The organism is Shouchella patagoniensis, from assembly GCF_002019705.1.
In the GTDB taxonomy this organism is placed as follows: domain Bacteria; phylum Bacillota; class Bacilli; order Bacillales; family Bacillaceae_D; genus Shouchella; species Shouchella patagoniensis.
Genome location: NZ_KV917377.1, coordinates 632,940 through 648,947, shown reverse-complemented (window position 1 = coordinate 648,947; position 16,008 = coordinate 632,940). Strand labels below are relative to the sequence as shown.

At 37.2% G+C, this 16,008-nt stretch carries 19 protein-coding genes; 12 read left to right on the top strand and 7 right to left on the bottom strand.

Annotation, left to right across the window (positions count from 1 at the left end; all coding sequences use genetic code 11):
• The first annotated feature begins 69 nt into the window (after positions 1-69).
• Positions 70-1,359 carry an NCS2 family permease gene (locus BK584_RS03535; RefSeq protein ID WP_078391320.1) on the top strand — a complete coding sequence of 430 codons (1,290 nt, stop codon included), beginning with the start codon at positions 70-72 and terminating at the stop codon, positions 1,357-1,359.
• A 241-nt stretch (positions 1,360-1,600) separates the two neighbouring features.
• Positions 1,601-3,244: an ATP-binding protein gene (locus tag BK584_RS03530; protein ID WP_139365604.1), complete on the top strand. Its 1,644-nt coding sequence runs from the start codon at positions 1,601-1,603 to the stop codon at positions 3,242-3,244.
• Positions 3,245-3,645: 401 nt separating this feature from the next.
• Here the strand turns inward: BK584_RS03530 and BK584_RS25520 are convergent, their stop codons facing one another.
• Complete coding sequence (locus BK584_RS25520; RefSeq protein WP_367579323.1) at positions 3,646-3,780, bottom strand: LysE family transporter; 135 nt, start codon at positions 3,778-3,780, stop codon at positions 3,646-3,648.
• Positions 3,781-3,994: 214 nt separating this feature from the next.
• On the opposite strand from BK584_RS25520, the gene BK584_RS03525 reads away from it, so the two are divergent.
• Genes BK584_RS03525 through BK584_RS03515 form a run of 3 tightly spaced genes read left to right on the top strand, consistent with a single transcriptional unit; the run spans position 3,995 to position 6,308 of the window.
• Positions 3,995-4,735, top strand: a complete 741-nt coding sequence (locus BK584_RS03525; RefSeq protein ID WP_078391318.1) for a YqcI/YcgG family protein — start codon at positions 3,995-3,997, stop codon at positions 4,733-4,735.
• A 45-nt stretch (positions 4,736-4,780) separates the two neighbouring features.
• Complete coding sequence (locus BK584_RS03520) at positions 4,781-5,764, top strand: aromatic acid exporter family protein (protein WP_078391317.1); 984 nt, start codon at positions 4,781-4,783, stop codon at positions 5,762-5,764.
• A gap of 31 nt (positions 5,765-5,795) precedes the next feature.
• A complete protein-coding gene (locus BK584_RS03515) occupies positions 5,796-6,308 on the top strand; it encodes a L,D-transpeptidase (protein ID WP_078391316.1) in 513 nt (170 codons plus the stop codon).
• A gap of 25 nt (positions 6,309-6,333) precedes the next feature.
• Here the strand turns inward: BK584_RS03515 and prli42 are convergent, their stop codons facing one another.
• The gene (gene prli42 / locus BK584_RS24470; protein WP_169871044.1) at positions 6,334-6,432 is read right to left on the bottom strand and encodes a stressosome-associated protein Prli42; all 99 of its coding nucleotides are present in this window, start codon (positions 6,430-6,432) and stop codon (positions 6,334-6,336) included.
• A 70-nt stretch (positions 6,433-6,502) separates the two neighbouring features.
• Between prli42 and BK584_RS03510 the strand changes: the two genes are divergently transcribed.
• From BK584_RS03510 to BK584_RS03500, 3 genes are all read left to right on the top strand, one after another.
• Positions 6,503-6,955, top strand: a complete 453-nt coding sequence (locus BK584_RS03510; RefSeq protein ID WP_078391315.1) for a VOC family protein — start codon at positions 6,503-6,505, stop codon at positions 6,953-6,955.
• Positions 6,956-6,969: 14 nt separating this feature from the next.
• Positions 6,970-8,091: a M20/M25/M40 family metallo-hydrolase gene (locus BK584_RS03505; protein WP_078391314.1), complete on the top strand. Its 1,122-nt coding sequence runs from the start codon at positions 6,970-6,972 to the stop codon at positions 8,089-8,091.
• 147 nt (positions 8,092-8,238) lie between these two features.
• Complete coding sequence (locus tag BK584_RS03500) at positions 8,239-8,676, top strand: YaaR family protein (RefSeq protein WP_078391313.1); 438 nt, start codon at positions 8,239-8,241, stop codon at positions 8,674-8,676.
• A 243-nt stretch (positions 8,677-8,919) separates the two neighbouring features.
• Here BK584_RS03500 and cbpB read toward each other — a convergent pair whose 3' ends face one another.
• Positions 8,920-9,363 carry a cyclic-di-AMP-binding protein CbpB gene (cbpB, locus tag BK584_RS03495; RefSeq protein WP_078391312.1) on the bottom strand — a complete coding sequence of 148 codons (444 nt, stop codon included), beginning with the start codon at positions 9,361-9,363 and terminating at the stop codon, positions 8,920-8,922.
• Between the two features lie 201 nt (positions 9,364-9,564).
• On the opposite strand from cbpB, the gene BK584_RS03490 reads away from it, so the two are divergent.
• Positions 9,565-9,825, top strand: coding sequence for a hypothetical protein (locus BK584_RS03490; protein WP_078391311.1), 261 nt, complete (start codon positions 9,565-9,567; stop codon positions 9,823-9,825).
• Positions 9,826-9,843: 18 nt separating this feature from the next.
• Here the strand turns inward: BK584_RS03490 and BK584_RS03485 are convergent, their stop codons facing one another.
• From BK584_RS03485 to BK584_RS03475, 3 genes are all read right to left on the bottom strand, one after another.
• Positions 9,844-11,622 (bottom strand): S8 family peptidase, encoded by a 1,779-nt coding sequence (locus tag BK584_RS03485; RefSeq protein WP_078391310.1) that lies wholly within the window; start codon positions 11,620-11,622, stop codon positions 9,844-9,846.
• Positions 11,623-11,625: 3 nt separating this feature from the next.
• Complete coding sequence (locus BK584_RS03480; RefSeq protein ID WP_078391309.1) at positions 11,626-12,426, bottom strand: divergent polysaccharide deacetylase family protein; 801 nt, start codon at positions 12,424-12,426, stop codon at positions 11,626-11,628.
• 114 nt (positions 12,427-12,540) lie between these two features.
• Positions 12,541-12,843, bottom strand: a complete 303-nt coding sequence (locus BK584_RS03475) for a MerR family transcriptional regulator (protein WP_054711277.1) — start codon at positions 12,841-12,843, stop codon at positions 12,541-12,543.
• A 210-nt stretch (positions 12,844-13,053) separates the two neighbouring features.
• On the opposite strand from BK584_RS03475, the gene BK584_RS03470 reads away from it, so the two are divergent.
• The 3 genes from BK584_RS03470 (at position 13,054) to BK584_RS03465 (ending at position 15,071) form a co-directional block, all read left to right on the top strand.
• Complete coding sequence (locus BK584_RS03470) at positions 13,054-13,347, top strand: hypothetical protein (protein ID WP_078391308.1); 294 nt, start codon at positions 13,054-13,056, stop codon at positions 13,345-13,347.
• Between the two features lie 53 nt (positions 13,348-13,400).
• Positions 13,401-13,577 carry a hypothetical protein gene (locus BK584_RS24465; protein ID WP_169871042.1) on the top strand — a complete coding sequence of 59 codons (177 nt, stop codon included), beginning with the start codon at positions 13,401-13,403 and terminating at the stop codon, positions 13,575-13,577.
• Between the two features lie 129 nt (positions 13,578-13,706).
• Positions 13,707-15,071, top strand: a complete 1,365-nt coding sequence (locus tag BK584_RS03465; RefSeq protein ID WP_078391307.1) for an aspartate kinase — start codon at positions 13,707-13,709, stop codon at positions 15,069-15,071.
• A 123-nt stretch (positions 15,072-15,194) separates the two neighbouring features.
• On the opposite strand, the gene BK584_RS03460 is transcribed toward BK584_RS03465, so the two are convergent.
• Positions 15,195-15,998, bottom strand: a complete 804-nt coding sequence (locus tag BK584_RS03460; protein ID WP_078391306.1) for an ion transporter — start codon at positions 15,996-15,998, stop codon at positions 15,195-15,197.
• Between the last annotated feature and the right edge of the window lie 10 nt (positions 15,999-16,008).

Genomic DNA, 16,008 nt, shown 5'->3' with positions numbered 1-16,008 from the left:
TGCTAATATAATTCTTTGGTGCGATGCACTGGGTGGGAGAGGGATTTTAATGAACGAGTGGCAATAAAGATGTACGATTTTACAAAACGATTTGGCTTGAAAGAACATGGCACGACGGTGAAACAAGAATTATCGGCTGGTACGGTTGCTTTTTTAACCTCAGTTTATATTGTTGCTATTAACGCAAGTATTTTAGCTGATGCTGGTGTTCCTTTAACAGGTGCTGCTTTAGCGACAATTGTGACGTCAGTTATGGGATGCATTTTAATGGGGCTATGGAGTAATACCCCAATTGTTCTTATTCCTGGAATGGGAATTAATGCAATGTTTACGTACACATTTGTGCAAAACTCAGGTTTGTCATGGCAAGAGGCACTGGGTGTTGTTTTTGTTGCGGGATTATTGTTTATGGCGATTGCGTTTACAAAGTTAGCAGACCTTCTAACAAAAGCGATCCCAAACAATTTGAAATATGGGGTTACCGCTGGAATTGGTTTATTTTTAGCCTTTATTGGACTCCAAAAAGGCGGTTTAATTCAAAGCAATCCTGAAACGTTTGTTCAGCTTGCTCCTCTATTAGAACCTCTGCCGTTAGCAACATTATTAACCTTACTTATTGCTGTCTTCCTATTTGTAAGAAATATCCCAGGGCATTTTTTATGGGCGGTAATAGCAGGCATAGGGATAGGGACATTTTTAGATGTACCATTGAGTGGAGAGATAATGAATGTAGGTTTAGGTGATGCTGCAGCAGTTTTCGGGCAGTTCTCTTTTAGTCCGTTATTAACGGTAACTTTTTGGACGTCTGTTTTTGCACTAACGATGGTGCTCACATTTGAAAACATTGGTTTGATTTCCGGCTATACAAACACTCTAAATCAACCTGGAAAAGCAAAAAGAGCTTTGCAAGCAAATGCTGTGTCAGCAGCGAGTGCAGGTTTCTTTGGGACAAGTCCAACCGTGTCTACGGCGGAAACAGCTGCTGGAATTGCTGCTGGCGGAAGAACTGGACTTTCTGCCGTTGTCACGGGACTGTTATTTGCATTGGCGCTCATTTTATTGCCTTTCTTGTCTTATATTCCCGATAGTGCCATTGCGCCAATTCTTTTAATCGTTGGCGGCCTTATGTTAAAAGACATTACGCAAATTTCTTTTGACTCAATGGCAGGGTGGTTTCCAGCATATTTAATTGTTGCAGGAATCCCTCTAACACATTCGATCGCAGATGGCATTGCAATTGGATTTGCCTTCTACCCGATTATTCATTTAATGTCTGGGAAGAAAAAAGAGGTCTCGAAAACAATGTATGTTGTAGGTTGTTTATTTTTGATTCATTTAATTTTCACGGCTTTATCTTAAAAGAACTAAAGCTTGCCTTCATTATAAATAGCATTTTAGCGGATGCGCTAAAAATGTCATAAAAGAGATGAATAAAAAGAAAAATGATGATGGATGGAAGAATAGGTCGACAAGATGTCGACTTATTTTTTTTATTGTCAAAAGATCTTTAACGAAATATGAATATCGAGAAGGATTCATTTTAGCAGTTCACGAATGTTTTTGTTGATTGCTGTCAAACACTATTTCGTTATGAGGAGGATTGTACCGGTGTGATACACATCGGTTTACCTATATGAAAGCGATATTAAAAGAGCTAATCGACAATTCACCCCATCCCCAATGCATTATTTATAATGATGCAATTATTTTGCGGAATGATTTATTTAATGAACTAGCAAACTTAAAGGAATTTACAGGAGAACTTCCATTGTCGTCTATACTTATTTATCAATCAATGGATGAATGGACGATCGAAGCAAACGCATGTACGAGTCACTTAACAATTAATCGAGCTATTTTAGATCAAGAATATATGCTATATACATTTGATGGGAAAAGGAACAAAAAAGAAGGGAAGCTGCTTAATCAGGAAAATAGGAATCGAACACTTCGGTGGTTAACAGATTCGGATGGCATAATTATTGAATCAAGTAAGAGCGGAAGTGCATTTCTTAAAGTACAAGATTGTATCTGGGAGTTTATTCCGAGAGATATGATTGCACCACAGAAGAAAAAACAGATTATTTCATTTCTTTATCACCATGTTCAATATGAAGTGCGTGTCATTAATTATGATACGTATTGCTTATTTGAAGTCATTCGAGCAGAACAGAGAATTGAACAATTCATGTGCGCAAATGAATTATTTGATGTATTGGAATTAGCGGAAGACTCTTACGTGATTCATGACACTTTAACCATTCATTATGCTAACCCAGCTGCGCATAGATACTTAGGAGTAGAAGAATCATTGTCAGGGAAATTACTGCGTGATTACTTAGTGGATGGGGAGTTGCGGAAATTAAAAAGAAAGAATATTAAGCGATTTAATAAAAAAGATAACGTATTGTATCAGGCCATTAAGGTAATGACGGAAAGTGGGCGAATCATTTACACGATGTGCGCCATTCGACCAATTGATTTTAATCACAAAAAATTGTTTATATCGATTTTAAAACAACCATATAATCAACCGAAAAGAAGAAAAGAAGCGATGCAAGTAGCTTCAAGATTATCGGCAAGCATGGCCCATGAAATAAGAAATCCTCTAACGACAATTAAAGGGTTTATGCAATTATATGAAGAGTCGTATGTCTTGCCAAAAAGTCAGTTAACTCTTATTAATGATGAATTAGAACGTATAGAAAAAATAATCGCTGATTATGTTTTTCTCGCTGAAGAGAAAGGTAATATGAAAAGCAAAGCAATCAATATGAAACACTATTTAGAACGTTTTCTCGAAAAAGAGAAAATAAAAAAAATAGCTACGAATAATCCGATCTCATTATCAGTCCCGGCAAATGTTGTCATTAGGGGTTATAAAAAAGAGCTTGGTGTCCTTTTTTATAATTTAATTGAAAATGCAGTTGATGCTAGTTCTTACAAATCGCCAATTCAACTTCGCGCTTGTATAGAAGATGAACAATTATGTATTCAAGTAATTGACAAAGGAACGGGTATTTCAACAGACAGAATGCATTTACTCGGCCAGCCTTTTTTCTCTTCTAAAGAAAAAGGAACAGGTCTTGGTCTGATGATTTGCTATAAAATTGCGGAATTACATGGTGGAAATTTGATTATTAAAACAAAGACGGGTACGGGTACAATTGTTCAAGTTCATTTTCCTTTATTTAAAGAAAAATATGAGAAGGGAAAGAAAAAACAAAAAAAGAAGTTGAGCTAATTTGAAAGAAAAGTGGAAACCCAAAAATAACAAACAACTGCCAGCTATAATATTAATAAGGGGTAGTAACTTTGCCTTTAAAAATGTCGAGCCACAACTTGCTTGAAAAGAGAAACTTACATTCCATAAGAATATACCTAAAAACTTAAAACTTGCATGTTGAAGAAAGTGGGTTGCTTTTTAATTCACTCGCCATTTCCGCAAGAACCGACCATATATGCCAAACCAAAACATAAGATTAACTGGATTAATTAGAGCGATTGACAAACCAATTGTATAAGGGATAAGAGGAGCGACTTTCGTTTCGTATCATTCATATTTTTGAATTGGAAGTGTCGATGATTAATGGATTGGTATCCTAATTAAAGTAGTAAAAGTGATCCGAAAAAATATAGTCCGATTTAAACAGGTGATAACATAAGAAAATAAGAAAGTCCAAAGTAAATGCAAACCATAAACATGGCGTCTGCGGTCAGGCCACCTAACCCAACGGCTAAAGAACTATTAAAACCATTAATAATTCCTTTTTTAATCATTTCTAAACTAATCATTCAACTGGTGCTGCTAACGAAATACCTAATACCATTGCGGCAAATGCATCAGTCATTTTTCTACCTCATCATGTTGTTGCTTGTCTGTCTCTTATTACTTAATGGTGTCTTTTAATAAAATAGACTTGTTTTTATTGTAAGTAAGTGTCTAAAGGAGAATATTCTCTCATAGGATAAGATGGGATAGGAGGGGAATAGCTTGAGTAAGTCACGATTACTAAACACATTGGAGATGAAATCAAGTCAAGTACCAAAGTGGGTGAACCAATCCTATAGTCAATATGAACAAGTTGTTACTGAGCCAACGTTTCCTTGTTTTTTTGGACAGAAAGGGGAGCGGAGCGGAGAATTGCGCTACTCCTATTTATCGCATAATGACTGGTCAAGTTTGCCGTCCACATTAAATTCGTTTTTGCAATTAATGGAGACTGATCCGCTTGTTCGAAGAGGTTTGTTTCTCTTTATTGAACCAGAAGAAAAAGAACAATCTCTTCACTATTACCATAGGTATTTCTGGGATATATTACAATACTTAAATAAGCATGATCCTAGTGATTGGCCGTCTCATACACCAAATAACCCAGAAAACTATTTATGGTCGTTTTGTTTTGCAGGAAAGTCAATGTTTGCATTCGCAAATGCTCCTGCATATAAGCAACGAGTGACGAGAGACTTAGGACAGAGTATGGTTATAGGTTTTCAGCCTAGAGAAATATTCAAAGGGTTAGAAGGAACAGAGCCAAAAGGAGTGAATTCACGTGAGGCGGTTCGCAAGCGTGTTGAAGCATGGGATCAAATTCCAAAACATCCCGATATTAGTCATTATGGAGACAAAGATCATCGAGAGTGGAAGCAATTTTTTATCAGTGATGACTGCGAACCAGAAAAGGGTAGCTGCCCATTTCAAGCAAAAAATGTACCAAAAGTCGATTTTCCATAACCATCGTGGTAGACTTGTTTTATCTTAAAGAGAAAAAGGGATTAGATGCCATTTAGAATAGGATATCGAACACTTAAAACCGCAGTTGGTGTATTTATTTCACTAACAATTGCAGAAGCATTAGGTCTACAATTTGCTAGCTCAGCAGCGATTATCACAATTCTATGTATTTCCGTAACAAGGAAAAACTCTCTAGTTGTCTCATGGGCGCGTTTTGTTGCGTGTATGATTGGACTTATTATGAGCGCTGTTTTATTCGAATTCATTGGTTATACTCCATTAACACTTGGATTATTTGTTTTAGTTTTCATTCCAGTTGTGCTTGTTGCAAAAGCTGCAGAAGGAATAGTCACAAGTTCAGTCATTGTTTTGCATCTTTATGTAGGTGGAGAAGTAAGTGTTTCTTTTTTCTGGAACGAAATCCAATTGATTTTTATTGGGATAGTTACGGCTTTATTAATGAATTTATATATGCCTTCTAAAGATAACGCTTTGCGAATGCATCGCAAAGCTGTTGAAGAAAAGTTGAGTGTCATTCTACTGCAATTATCGCGATATATTCAATATGGTGAAAGCAACTGGGATGGGAAAGAAATCTCTGAAGTAGATGAGCTTCTCAAGACAAGTAAAAAGCTAGCTCTGCAAACAATGCAAAATCATTTATTGAGAGACGAAGATCATTATTATTACTATTTCAATATGCGAGAAACGCAATTGGAGATTATTGAAAGAGTGATGCCTCATTTAACACGAATTGAAGGGGCGGTTTCTCAAAGCAAACCAATTGCTGAATTCTTAAGAGAATTAAGCAAGGCGGTTAGCCCAACAAATTCTGTACCATATTTTTTATTGCGTTTAGAAGAGATTCGAAAAGACTTTAGGCAAATGCCATTGCCGACAACTCGAGAAGAATTCGAAACGAGGTCTTCGCTTCTTTATGTTATGAATGAAATTGAACAATATTTACATGTTAAAGAAAGACTATGGACTAAAAAACAGGATAAAAAACGACCGTTTCGCAAAGAATAAGTCTTAAAGTACGTATGAGGAGAGGCTAAAAATGAAATGGTCGTTTTTTGTTGTTTTTTTTATGCTTGTCACTGCTCAAACTGTGCCCGATGAATTATTAGAAATGGAAAAAACGAGCGTAATTGTGAATGTTCACACAAATACACTCGCATTAATTGAGGCCAATCATATAACGGAGATTCATCCTGTTGCAACAGGTAGAAAGGGAGAAGAAACCCCACTTGGACACTTCAAAATAATAGTGAAAGCAGAAGAGCCTTATTATATTAAAAAAAATATAATCGGTGGTTCACCAGATAATCCCTTAGGAAGCCGCTGGGTGGGTTTTGATGCAAATGGAACAAAGGGGAGAACGTTCGGTTTGCATGGGACAAATCAGCCCGACTCAATTGGTCACAGTGTCTCGTTAGGATGCATCAGATTGGCAAATCCAACAATTGAACATTTATATGAGAAACTTGATATTGGTAGTTCAGTCCTTATTGTTGATGAATCCAATTCTTTTGAGGCAATTGGTTTAAAGTCAAGTCTGTTAACAAAATAAAAAAGCAAGCAATGAAACAGCCTGCTTAGAACATACCGAGCCCTGCTGCCCCTCCAAGGACGCCTCCAAGGACGAGTGTTGCGATCATAATATACACAATGACACGTTGAAACTTACGTGGCATACATATTCCCCCTAATTATCATGTAATCCTAGTTTAACTGAAATGAAACCAATCAATCAAGAGGTGTTTTATGCAATTTCTTCGGCTTGACCATATTGCATACGTAGTAGACGAGTTTGAATGCAGCTTACCTATATTTGAAAAAGCGTTACAGGTACCAGCATCATCAGTAGAAACTGTTCCGGGCCAGAGGGTTGATGTTGTTTTTTTAAAATCAGATCCTTTTTTAATAGAGATTGTAAGACCTCATGTGGGGAATCGCCCACTACAACGGTTTCTTAAAAAGAGACGGTCTCCTTGCTTGCACCATGTTGCATTTTCTGTCAGTGATTTAATCACGACAATTCGTTATTTAGAAAAAGAGAACTATAAATTTATTCAGACAACTCCGCAAACAGGGAGTTCTGGCAGAGAGATTTGTTTTCTAGAGCCATCGTGTACGAATGGAGTATTAATTGAATTATGTAAGCTGCCAGACGTGAAATTAATTCGTAATTCAGCTATGATAAATGTGATTGAATAAAGAAAATGGAGTGATTGTTGTTGAATAAAAGGCTAGTAGAAGAGTTTATTGAACTTGTACAAGTAAGTTCAGAAACGAAATACGAAGCAGAGATTTCTGCTGTTCTGCAAAAGAAATTTAAGGCATTAGGACTGGATGTTAAGGAAGATCATTCAAAAGAAGTGACGGGTCATGGAGCAGGTAATCTCATTTGCACATTGCTTGCATCTAAAGAAGGGTTTGATCCGATTTATTTTACATCACATATGGATACAGTTGTACCTGGAAAAGGAATTAAACCTGTGATTGAGGATGGATACATAAAAACAGATGGGACAACGATTTTAGGTGCTGATGATAAAGCTGGGATAGCAGCAATGCTTGAAGCAATTAAAGTCATTAAAGAAAATAAAAAAGAGCATGGTCAAGTACAATTTATTATAACTGTAGGAGAAGAATCTGGCTTAGTTGGTGCAAAAGCTTTAAAGCCGGAACTTGTGCAAGCGAAATACGGTTACGCCCTTGATAGCGATGGTGAAGTTGGCGGAATGATTACGGCGGCGCCATCACAAGCAAAGATTAAAACAAAAGTGTATGGAAAAACAGCACATGCAGGTGTGGAGCCGGAAAAAGGGATCTCAGCAATTTCAGTCGCTTCAAAAGCAGTCTCAAAAATGCCTCTTGGACGCATAGATTCAGAAACAACAGCGAACATTGGACGGTTTGAAGGTGGCACTCAAACAAATATTGTATGTGATTATGTGGAAATTACGGCTGAGGCGCGTTCACTTGTAGAAGAAAAGCTCAAAAAACAAGTCGAAGCAATGAAAGTCGCATTTGAATCGGCAGCGCAAGAAATGGGAACAAGCTGTGATGTTGAAGTTTCCCATGCGTATCCAGGATATAAAGAATCCAATGATGCTGAAGTGGTTCAAACTGCCCAAAAAGCGATTGAAGCATGTGGATTTTCACCATCAATCGAGGCAAGTGGTGGTGGAAGTGATGCAAATATTATAGCCAGTTTTGGTATACCAACAATTAATCTATCGGTTGGTTATGAATTTATTCATACAACGAATGAACAAATTTCCATTGAAGCACTTGAAAATACGGCTCGTCTTGTTGAAGCAATAATCGATGAAGTCACAAACAATTAGAAAAATGCCACTCTGTTATTCATCACAGGGTGGCATTTTTATTTTTAAACGATTCATGTATCATTCAATTCTTATGCTTTTGTTTTAAAATAGAGTGCTGCGTTATTTTAAGAAATTTGGTACTCTTAAGAGTAGAGGTGACCACAAATGATTGACATTAATAGAGTTCAAAAAAAACATGCTCCAACGACTAGTTCTTTTACTAATGCTCAATTACCTAAATCGAGTTTTCAACGTACGATGGCACAATCGATGCAAGTTGGCTCACAGCAAACCATTGTTCATTTAATTAAAGAATTAACAAAGGACGGGGAGAGGTTAGCAAAAAGAAGGTCCTCTGCTGATTTGCTTGCATTTAAACGGGGGGTGCAGGCTTGTTTGCAACAGTTTGTGTCAGATGGGCTAAATGTAAAACAAGCGTCCAGCACTGCGAGCGGTCGCTTAAAGCAGTATCAGCTTGTTGAATTAATTGAAGCAGAACTTGCCCAATTGGCAGAAGACGTCTTTAATCAACGGAAAACTGAGTTAGATTTATTAGATCGTATTGGAGAGTTAAAAGGATTGATTATTCAAATATACATATAAGGGAGGATAGGTTGGGTCCTTACAGGACCATTTAGGCGAATGAAATCAAGCATAGGAACGCAACAATTTAGTACAGCTTAACTATTTTTATTTGTACCATTCCGATAACTTATTTTAAACATAAGCAGTGTTAATAAGTAAGGAAACCGCATCGTTTTTTGATGCAGTTTCCTTTTTTAATTTTTTAGTGATGGTTTTGATTAGTTTTAAAGGTAGTTATATGAGGGGAAATTGAGTGAAGTGCTATTTGCTTGGCTGATGCAAGTATTTACTAATTAAGGCAAGAATTGATCGGCGAGTTAATATCCCGGAAAATGACTGGTTCTCATCAACAACGCATAGAAACGGATGATTAATGGATAAGGATAGGGCTTTGGAAAAAGGGGCATCGGGACGGATGCACGGGACGTCTTGCATCATGGAATCACTCACAGTTAAAGTGGACAAGCGATCAAGTTCAAAATCTTCGTCGCCTAGCAATGAATCTAAAATAAGTGATTTGCTAATCATTCCCCGCAAGCGAAAGGAAGAATCGAGTACAGGAATGGCTGTATAGCCTGATTTAATTAATACTAAGAGCGCATGTTGCAATGGGTTATTCATTTGGACATGGGCTACCTTGTCTGCAGAAATAATTAAAGGTGAAATTTCATTATCGGTAAGGAGCCGATCTTTTAATGTATTCATGAAAGGAATCACTTCTTTATGTTAGATTTTTTCAAGTTTATTCTCTATTAATGGTAAACGGTTGCTTACAGTCCGTCAAGAAGTGAGTGTTCAATTTAACTAAGATTTACTTGATTTGTCTATACTACTTTTTAAAGGCTCTTGTCAGTGTAAAGCAATGGTAGGAAAATTAGTGTGATAATTCGAGTGAGGGTGGTTTCAGTGCATTCAAAGCAAACAGTAAAATACATTTGTGAGCAATTTTCATCCGGCAATGAGTATTATTTTAAGAGAGAGTATATTACCCATGATAAGTGGTCAAATATAAAATCACTTGCGTGGTCTGCTCCTCGGCCAATAAAAAAAGAGACATTTATGAAACGACAAGCAGAAGGATTTTATTGCGAATGGGTGCAAAAGCAATCTGCGTCGCTCATTAATCTTGCAGTAAAAAAAACGGATGAAAAGAATCAGTTGAACTAAGCAACTGATTCTTTTTGTTTAATCTATGATTTGTTGAAGTGAATTACGCACATTAATCTCACCATAACCATAATAAGCGTTATAGTCACCGTCACCTAATTGATCAGCGGTACCGAGAATAATATCTCCAATTGCATCGTTGGTTAGCTCTGGATTTGTCGACTTTAATAAAGCGGCTAATCCAGCTACATGTGGCGATGCCATCGACGTACCAGACAAAACAACATATTGATTATCTGTGTACGTGCTCGGAATGTGTTCTCCCGGAGCTGAAACATCAATATGGTCGCCATAATTAGAGAAAAAAGCTCGGTTTTTATTTTCATCGACAGCAGCGACTGTTATGACTTCTGGATAGGCAGCAGGATACATGGCTTGTTCCGTGTTGTCATTTCCAGAAGCACTGACTAAAATCACTCCTTGTTCATGAGCATACGTAATTGCATCATAAAGCAAATCTGAATGATTGTAATCGCCAAGACTCATATTTATTACATCTGCGCCATGATCAACAGCCCAATAAATGCCTCTGGCAACGGAGTAAGAAGAGCCTTCGCCATTCTCGTTTAAGGCTTTCACAGGCATAATTTTACTTTGCCAGGAAACTCCTGCAATACCTTCAATATTATTTGTAACCGCTGCAGCAATACCAGCTACATGTGTGCCATGACCGTTTTGGTCGGTGAAGTCATCATTGTCGTCCACTGCATTGTAACCTTCTGTGAGTTTTTCTTGTAAATCAATATGGTTCGGATCTACTCCAGAATCAATAATGGCAATGACTGTATCTTGACCATTAGCTAAATTCCAACCTTCTTCAATTTGGATTTGTTCCAAATTCCATTGATAAGGTTTAAAAAATTCATCGTTTGGTTCGACTTTTGATTCGATCGTTTGTACTTGATTGGCGAATGCATAGTTTGGTTCAGCAAATAATACATCCTCATTTCTTCTTAGTTCTTCTAGAAGATGATCAGTCCCTGTATTATCTTTTTCAACAACGATATAAGGGTTATTTTCCGATACGATCCGATAATGGTTTTGTTTAGCCCATGTTGTTGAGTTTGCTTGTGGGGCTAATTTTGCAACAGCTTGATTTTTATACGTTATCTGGTCACGTTCCTCTGCTTTTGATTGAACATAAATATTCCAGTCGAGACCTGGAACTGTTTCTGTTTTTGCTCCATCAGGAAGTTCTGCAGTTGTTTTAAATTGGACATTCGGATCTGATCCGCTAACAAAAAACGTACCGGAACTATCAGCGATTGCTGCTGTTTCAGACAAATATGCCTCTATAAAGCTTAAATCAACTTCTCCTATAATGATTTCGTTGTTTTCCATTTCTTTACCCATTATCAAATAACTCTTGCCATCTCGATTGTAAGGTTCAGAATACCTAATCCCATTTTGTGTGTGACTAAATTGGCTCTCTTTAAAGCTTTCTAATGTTCCAATCGTTTGCTCTAGTTGTTGATCGGAAGTTAAAAGGGCCATTCCAGAAATATAAGGATGTTCACGGATTTCTTCTGAAAAATCATCGGACAAATCACCATTAGAGTAGTGCTCGCTCCATTTATCAAGTTGTTCAGATAAAGCGGAAAGGAACAACGACGTTGTTTTCGCTAAATCTTCGGCCATCAAATGATCTTTCGCTGTAGCTTCAACTTGGCTATTTTTCTGGTTATAGTTGTTTTCGGTTGTGGTGTAAGTATTGTTATGGTGGTTCGGTCCAATTACTAGCATTGTAACAATGGCTAAAACGCCGAATGCAATTGCCCATTTTTCTGATCTTCTCATTATTTATTTCGCTCCTCTAGATAATTTATTTAAGTTGTTATCAATTTCAGGTGATGCCCAGTTAGAAGGAAAGACCAACTCGATCTTTTTTTCAATAAATAAAGGGAGTGCAGATTTGATTGCGGAAAGAGTTTCGTGTCCTTTAATGCCTACATGACCAATCGCAATTGGTTGTTCATAGTGATCAACCGAATTGACAAATGTATGAAGCTGTTTACTAACATGTTCTTTACTTGATAAAGAATCATCTAAAAACAGTGTTCGTTTAAAACAAGGAACATTATAGTGTTTAGCAAGATCAGGCATGAGTGATTTAGGAGTTGTACCACTATCAACAAGGTATAAACGTTTCTCTTTTGCAAATTGGACTATGAGCTCCACGATACGCTGATCTTCCATCGCTTTAGACCCCATATGGTTGTTTAAACCTTTTGCGTAAGGAACGGCATCATAAGCCTCTTGAAGGCGCTTGTTTATTTCTTCTTTTGAAAGGTTGGTTGTAATGCCTTTTGGTCCAAGCCATGAAGCTTTTCCTTTTTTAGGCTCTAGTGGTAGATGAATCATGACTTCAAGTCCATTTTCATGGGCAAGTTTCGCCTGTTCAGTCGCCTCCTCTAAAAATGGCATGATGGCAACTGTAATAGGAATCTCCCCTTCTAAAAAAGATGTGACGCCTTTTACATCACCACCAAAATCGTCAATGATAATGGCTGCTTGATTTTCTGCAGCAGCGCAAATGCTTGCGGGAAGTATAAGTAGGGATAACAGGAGAAGACCTATCTTCTTAAAAGGGATATGACACATCCAGATAACTCCTTCAATTACTTTTTATATAGTTTGGCTCAAATAGTGGGGTGCTCATGTGAAAAAAGTATAGGAAACTAATGACAAAAAAAGATCGGCCCAATTGGACCGACCTTATTTGCGGATGTTAAAAGCGGCATTTAATTGACCGCGAAGCATTCGTTCTCGCACTTCTTGTTTTCGAATTGCTTTTTGTTCCATTTTACGGATTTCAAATGTTTGCATACCATCTTCCATTTTGTTTGCAATGTCGACAAGTCGTTCTACATCTAGAAATGAATATTTGCGAGTGCCGCCCTTTGAGCGATCGGGAAATAGAAGCTTTCTTTCTTCGTAATAGCGTATCTTTCTTTCTGATAATCCTGTGAGTTCACTAACAACGCCTATGGTAATCACTTTCTTATCTTTGTAAGACACTCCACTCCACCTCGCTGCAGGTTTTAACCGCGTTGTTTTTTAATTGTGTAATAATATATCACAGAAAGATGTAGAGTGTGAATGAAATTGTTAGATTATCTCACAATGTATATGTTCGTTTATTCTGACGATTTAAAAAGCTATAAAAAAGTTGCCCACATGAATGGATGTGTGTAGACTGAAAACGAAAAGCAAAAGGGGGCAGGAGGTATGAAAAAATACCGCTGGCTAATTGGGGTCATTGCAAGCATCTTAATAATAGCAATTGGTTTTATCGTTCAAGTTGAATATGGGCCTGGAGATGACACTCGGGTAATCATTGATTATACGTTAAATCAATATAGTGCACCTACTTGTTTTGATCAAGCTGGTTTCACGAACAATATCGATGATACAACCTATAGTGAAGTAGAAGACCATCAGACATTTCTCCCTGAATCTTCATGCACAGCAGTAGAAATGCAAACAAAAAGAGGTCCACTTTGGTTTGCTTGGTTCATGTAAGTTTTTATCATTGAGGAAGTGGGTACATACATAGAAAAAGGAGTGTGTATTTTATGACTCATAAAGATGAAGACAAGCAAAGAAATTGGAAAGAGCAAAGAAATAAGGATCAAATAGAAGCTCCTTATGATGAATTGCCATTAGATGAAATAGAGAAAGAGTCAAAAGAAGAACGTAATAAAGAGAAGACTAAAAAGGATTCAGAAAGTGAAGATCGTTATCGACCTTAAAAAAGAGCGTTTGTAAACGCTCTTTTTAGAAACTTGAGTTGGCAGGATAGATCCTCTATGGTAATATGAATAATCAAATAAAACGCTATAATTCTTTAGGTTTAAACAGAGAGTGGGGCTGGAGAGAGTATGAAAGTAGCAAAATTTGGAGGGTCGTCTGTTGCGAACGCAGATCAAATAAAGAAGGTAGCAGCGATTATCCAAGCAGATAAAGAGCGTAAGATAATTGTCGTTTCGGCACCAGGGAAGCGTCATGAAACGGACGAGAAAACGACTGATTTATTAATTGAGTTAGCTGAAACTGCTATAGCAAAACAAGATACATCAAGTGCTCTAAACAACGTTATTGAGCGGTATCTGCAAATCGCAAAGGATCTTGATTTAGAAGCAAATGTAATGATCGAAATTGAAGCTGACTTACGTGCTAGACTTGACGAGACATATGAAAGCAAAGGCCGCTTTTTAGATACATTAAAAGCAAGTGGTGAAGATAATAATGCAAAGTTAATTGCGGCTTATTTAAACCAAGTGGGCATCAAAGCAACGTACATAAATCCTAAAGATGCTGGCTTATTAGTTAGTGACGAACCAGGTAATGCGCAAGTACTTCAAGAAGCGTATGACAATTTGTATCAACTACGAGACCTTGACGGTATTGCGGTTTTTCCAGGCTTTTTTGGCTTTTCAGAAACAGGTAATCTCGTCACATTTCCAAGGGGAGGTTCTGATATAACAGGAGCTATTTTAGCTGCTGGGGTAAAAGCGGACCTCTATGAAAATTTTACAGACGTGGACTCGGTTTATGCTGCGAATCCATTTATTGTAAAAGACCCAGTAGAAATAAAACGCATGACATATCGAGAGATGCGAGAATTGTCGTATGCAGGTTTCTCAGTTTTTCATGATGAAGCGCTAATTCCGGCGTTTCGTAACAGCATTCCTGTTTGTGTGAAAAATACGAATAACCCTAAAAGCAGCGGTACGCTCATTTTAGCGGAACGAGAATATTCATTAAATCCTGTAATTGGGATCGCGGCGGATGAAGGCTTTGCCACTATCTATGTGCGCAAATATTTGATGAACCGTGAAGTTGGCTTTGGTCGTAGGTTATTGGAAATTTTAGAAGATGCCAATATCTCCTATGAACATATTCCATCGGGAATCGATGATACATCAGTTATCATTCGAGAAAGCCAGTTGTCATCGAACGTAGAGGCAGCAATTGTTAGTAGAATTAAAACTGAGTTGGATGTAGATGATGTACATGTGGAACGTGGTTTTTCCATGGTTATGCTCGTAGGTGAAGGAATGCACAATACAGTCGGAGTTACTGCACGTGCGGCAACCGCATTATCTAAACAAGCGGTAAATATTGAAATGATTAACCAAGGCTCGTCAGAGGTCAGTTTAGTATTTGGCATTCAACAACAAGATACGAAACGTGCAGTTCGTGTCCTTTATGAAGAGTTTTTTGGTCCACAAGTTATTTTTTAATAAAATATCTAAATAAAAAGGTAGTACGATAAGATTTCCATATCGTACTACCTTTTTTAGTACACTATTTAATTAACTGCTTAAAGATATTTCGTGTGTGAATAATCATTAATACGACCAATTTTAGTAAGGTGTTTTTTCTTGATTGTTCAACAATCGTTTAATCTCATCCAACTGTGCTTCAACTTTAGCAAGTTCTCGCTTTGTAACTGGTTTGCTATCATTAAGATCTTCTTCGTTATCATTTGTTTTCTCTACATTATTTACAATAACACCAATGAATAAATTAAAAATAATAAAAGTACCAATTAATACAAATGAAACGAAATAAATCCAAATCCATTCGTTGTAGGCCATCAATGGTCTCATAATGTCACTCGACCAAGAATCTAGCGTTACGATCTGAAATAACGTTAAGATGGTTCGCTGCAAATTTCCGAAGTACTCAGGGGATACCTCATTAAATAGCATTGTGCCAATAACGGCGAAAATATATAAAAAGATGCTCATGAGTACAAGTATGTTTGCCAGCGAAGGAATCGTCATAACGAGAGCATCAACAAGCTTTCGAAGTGATGGGATAACAGATATAGCTCGTAAAACACGTAAAACACGTAAAACACGTAATACAGTCACAAAATGACCACCTGTAAACAGGTGCCCTGTAAGAACAATGGTTATGTCAAACCAGTTCCAACCTTTTTTGAAGAAAGAAGGGAGTGATGTAGCGAATAATCGCATCGCTATCTCTATAGTAAATAGCCAAAGCAGAATTTGATCCGCATAGAAGAAAAAGGCCTTATTGGATTCATAGATATTTTGATAAGTCTCGACACCAACCAAAATGGCATTAATAAGTATTAATGTAATAACAGTAGCTTGAAAAGCTTTATGATTTACAATTTGAGCTAATTTATTTCTAAACAAAAGCAGTCTC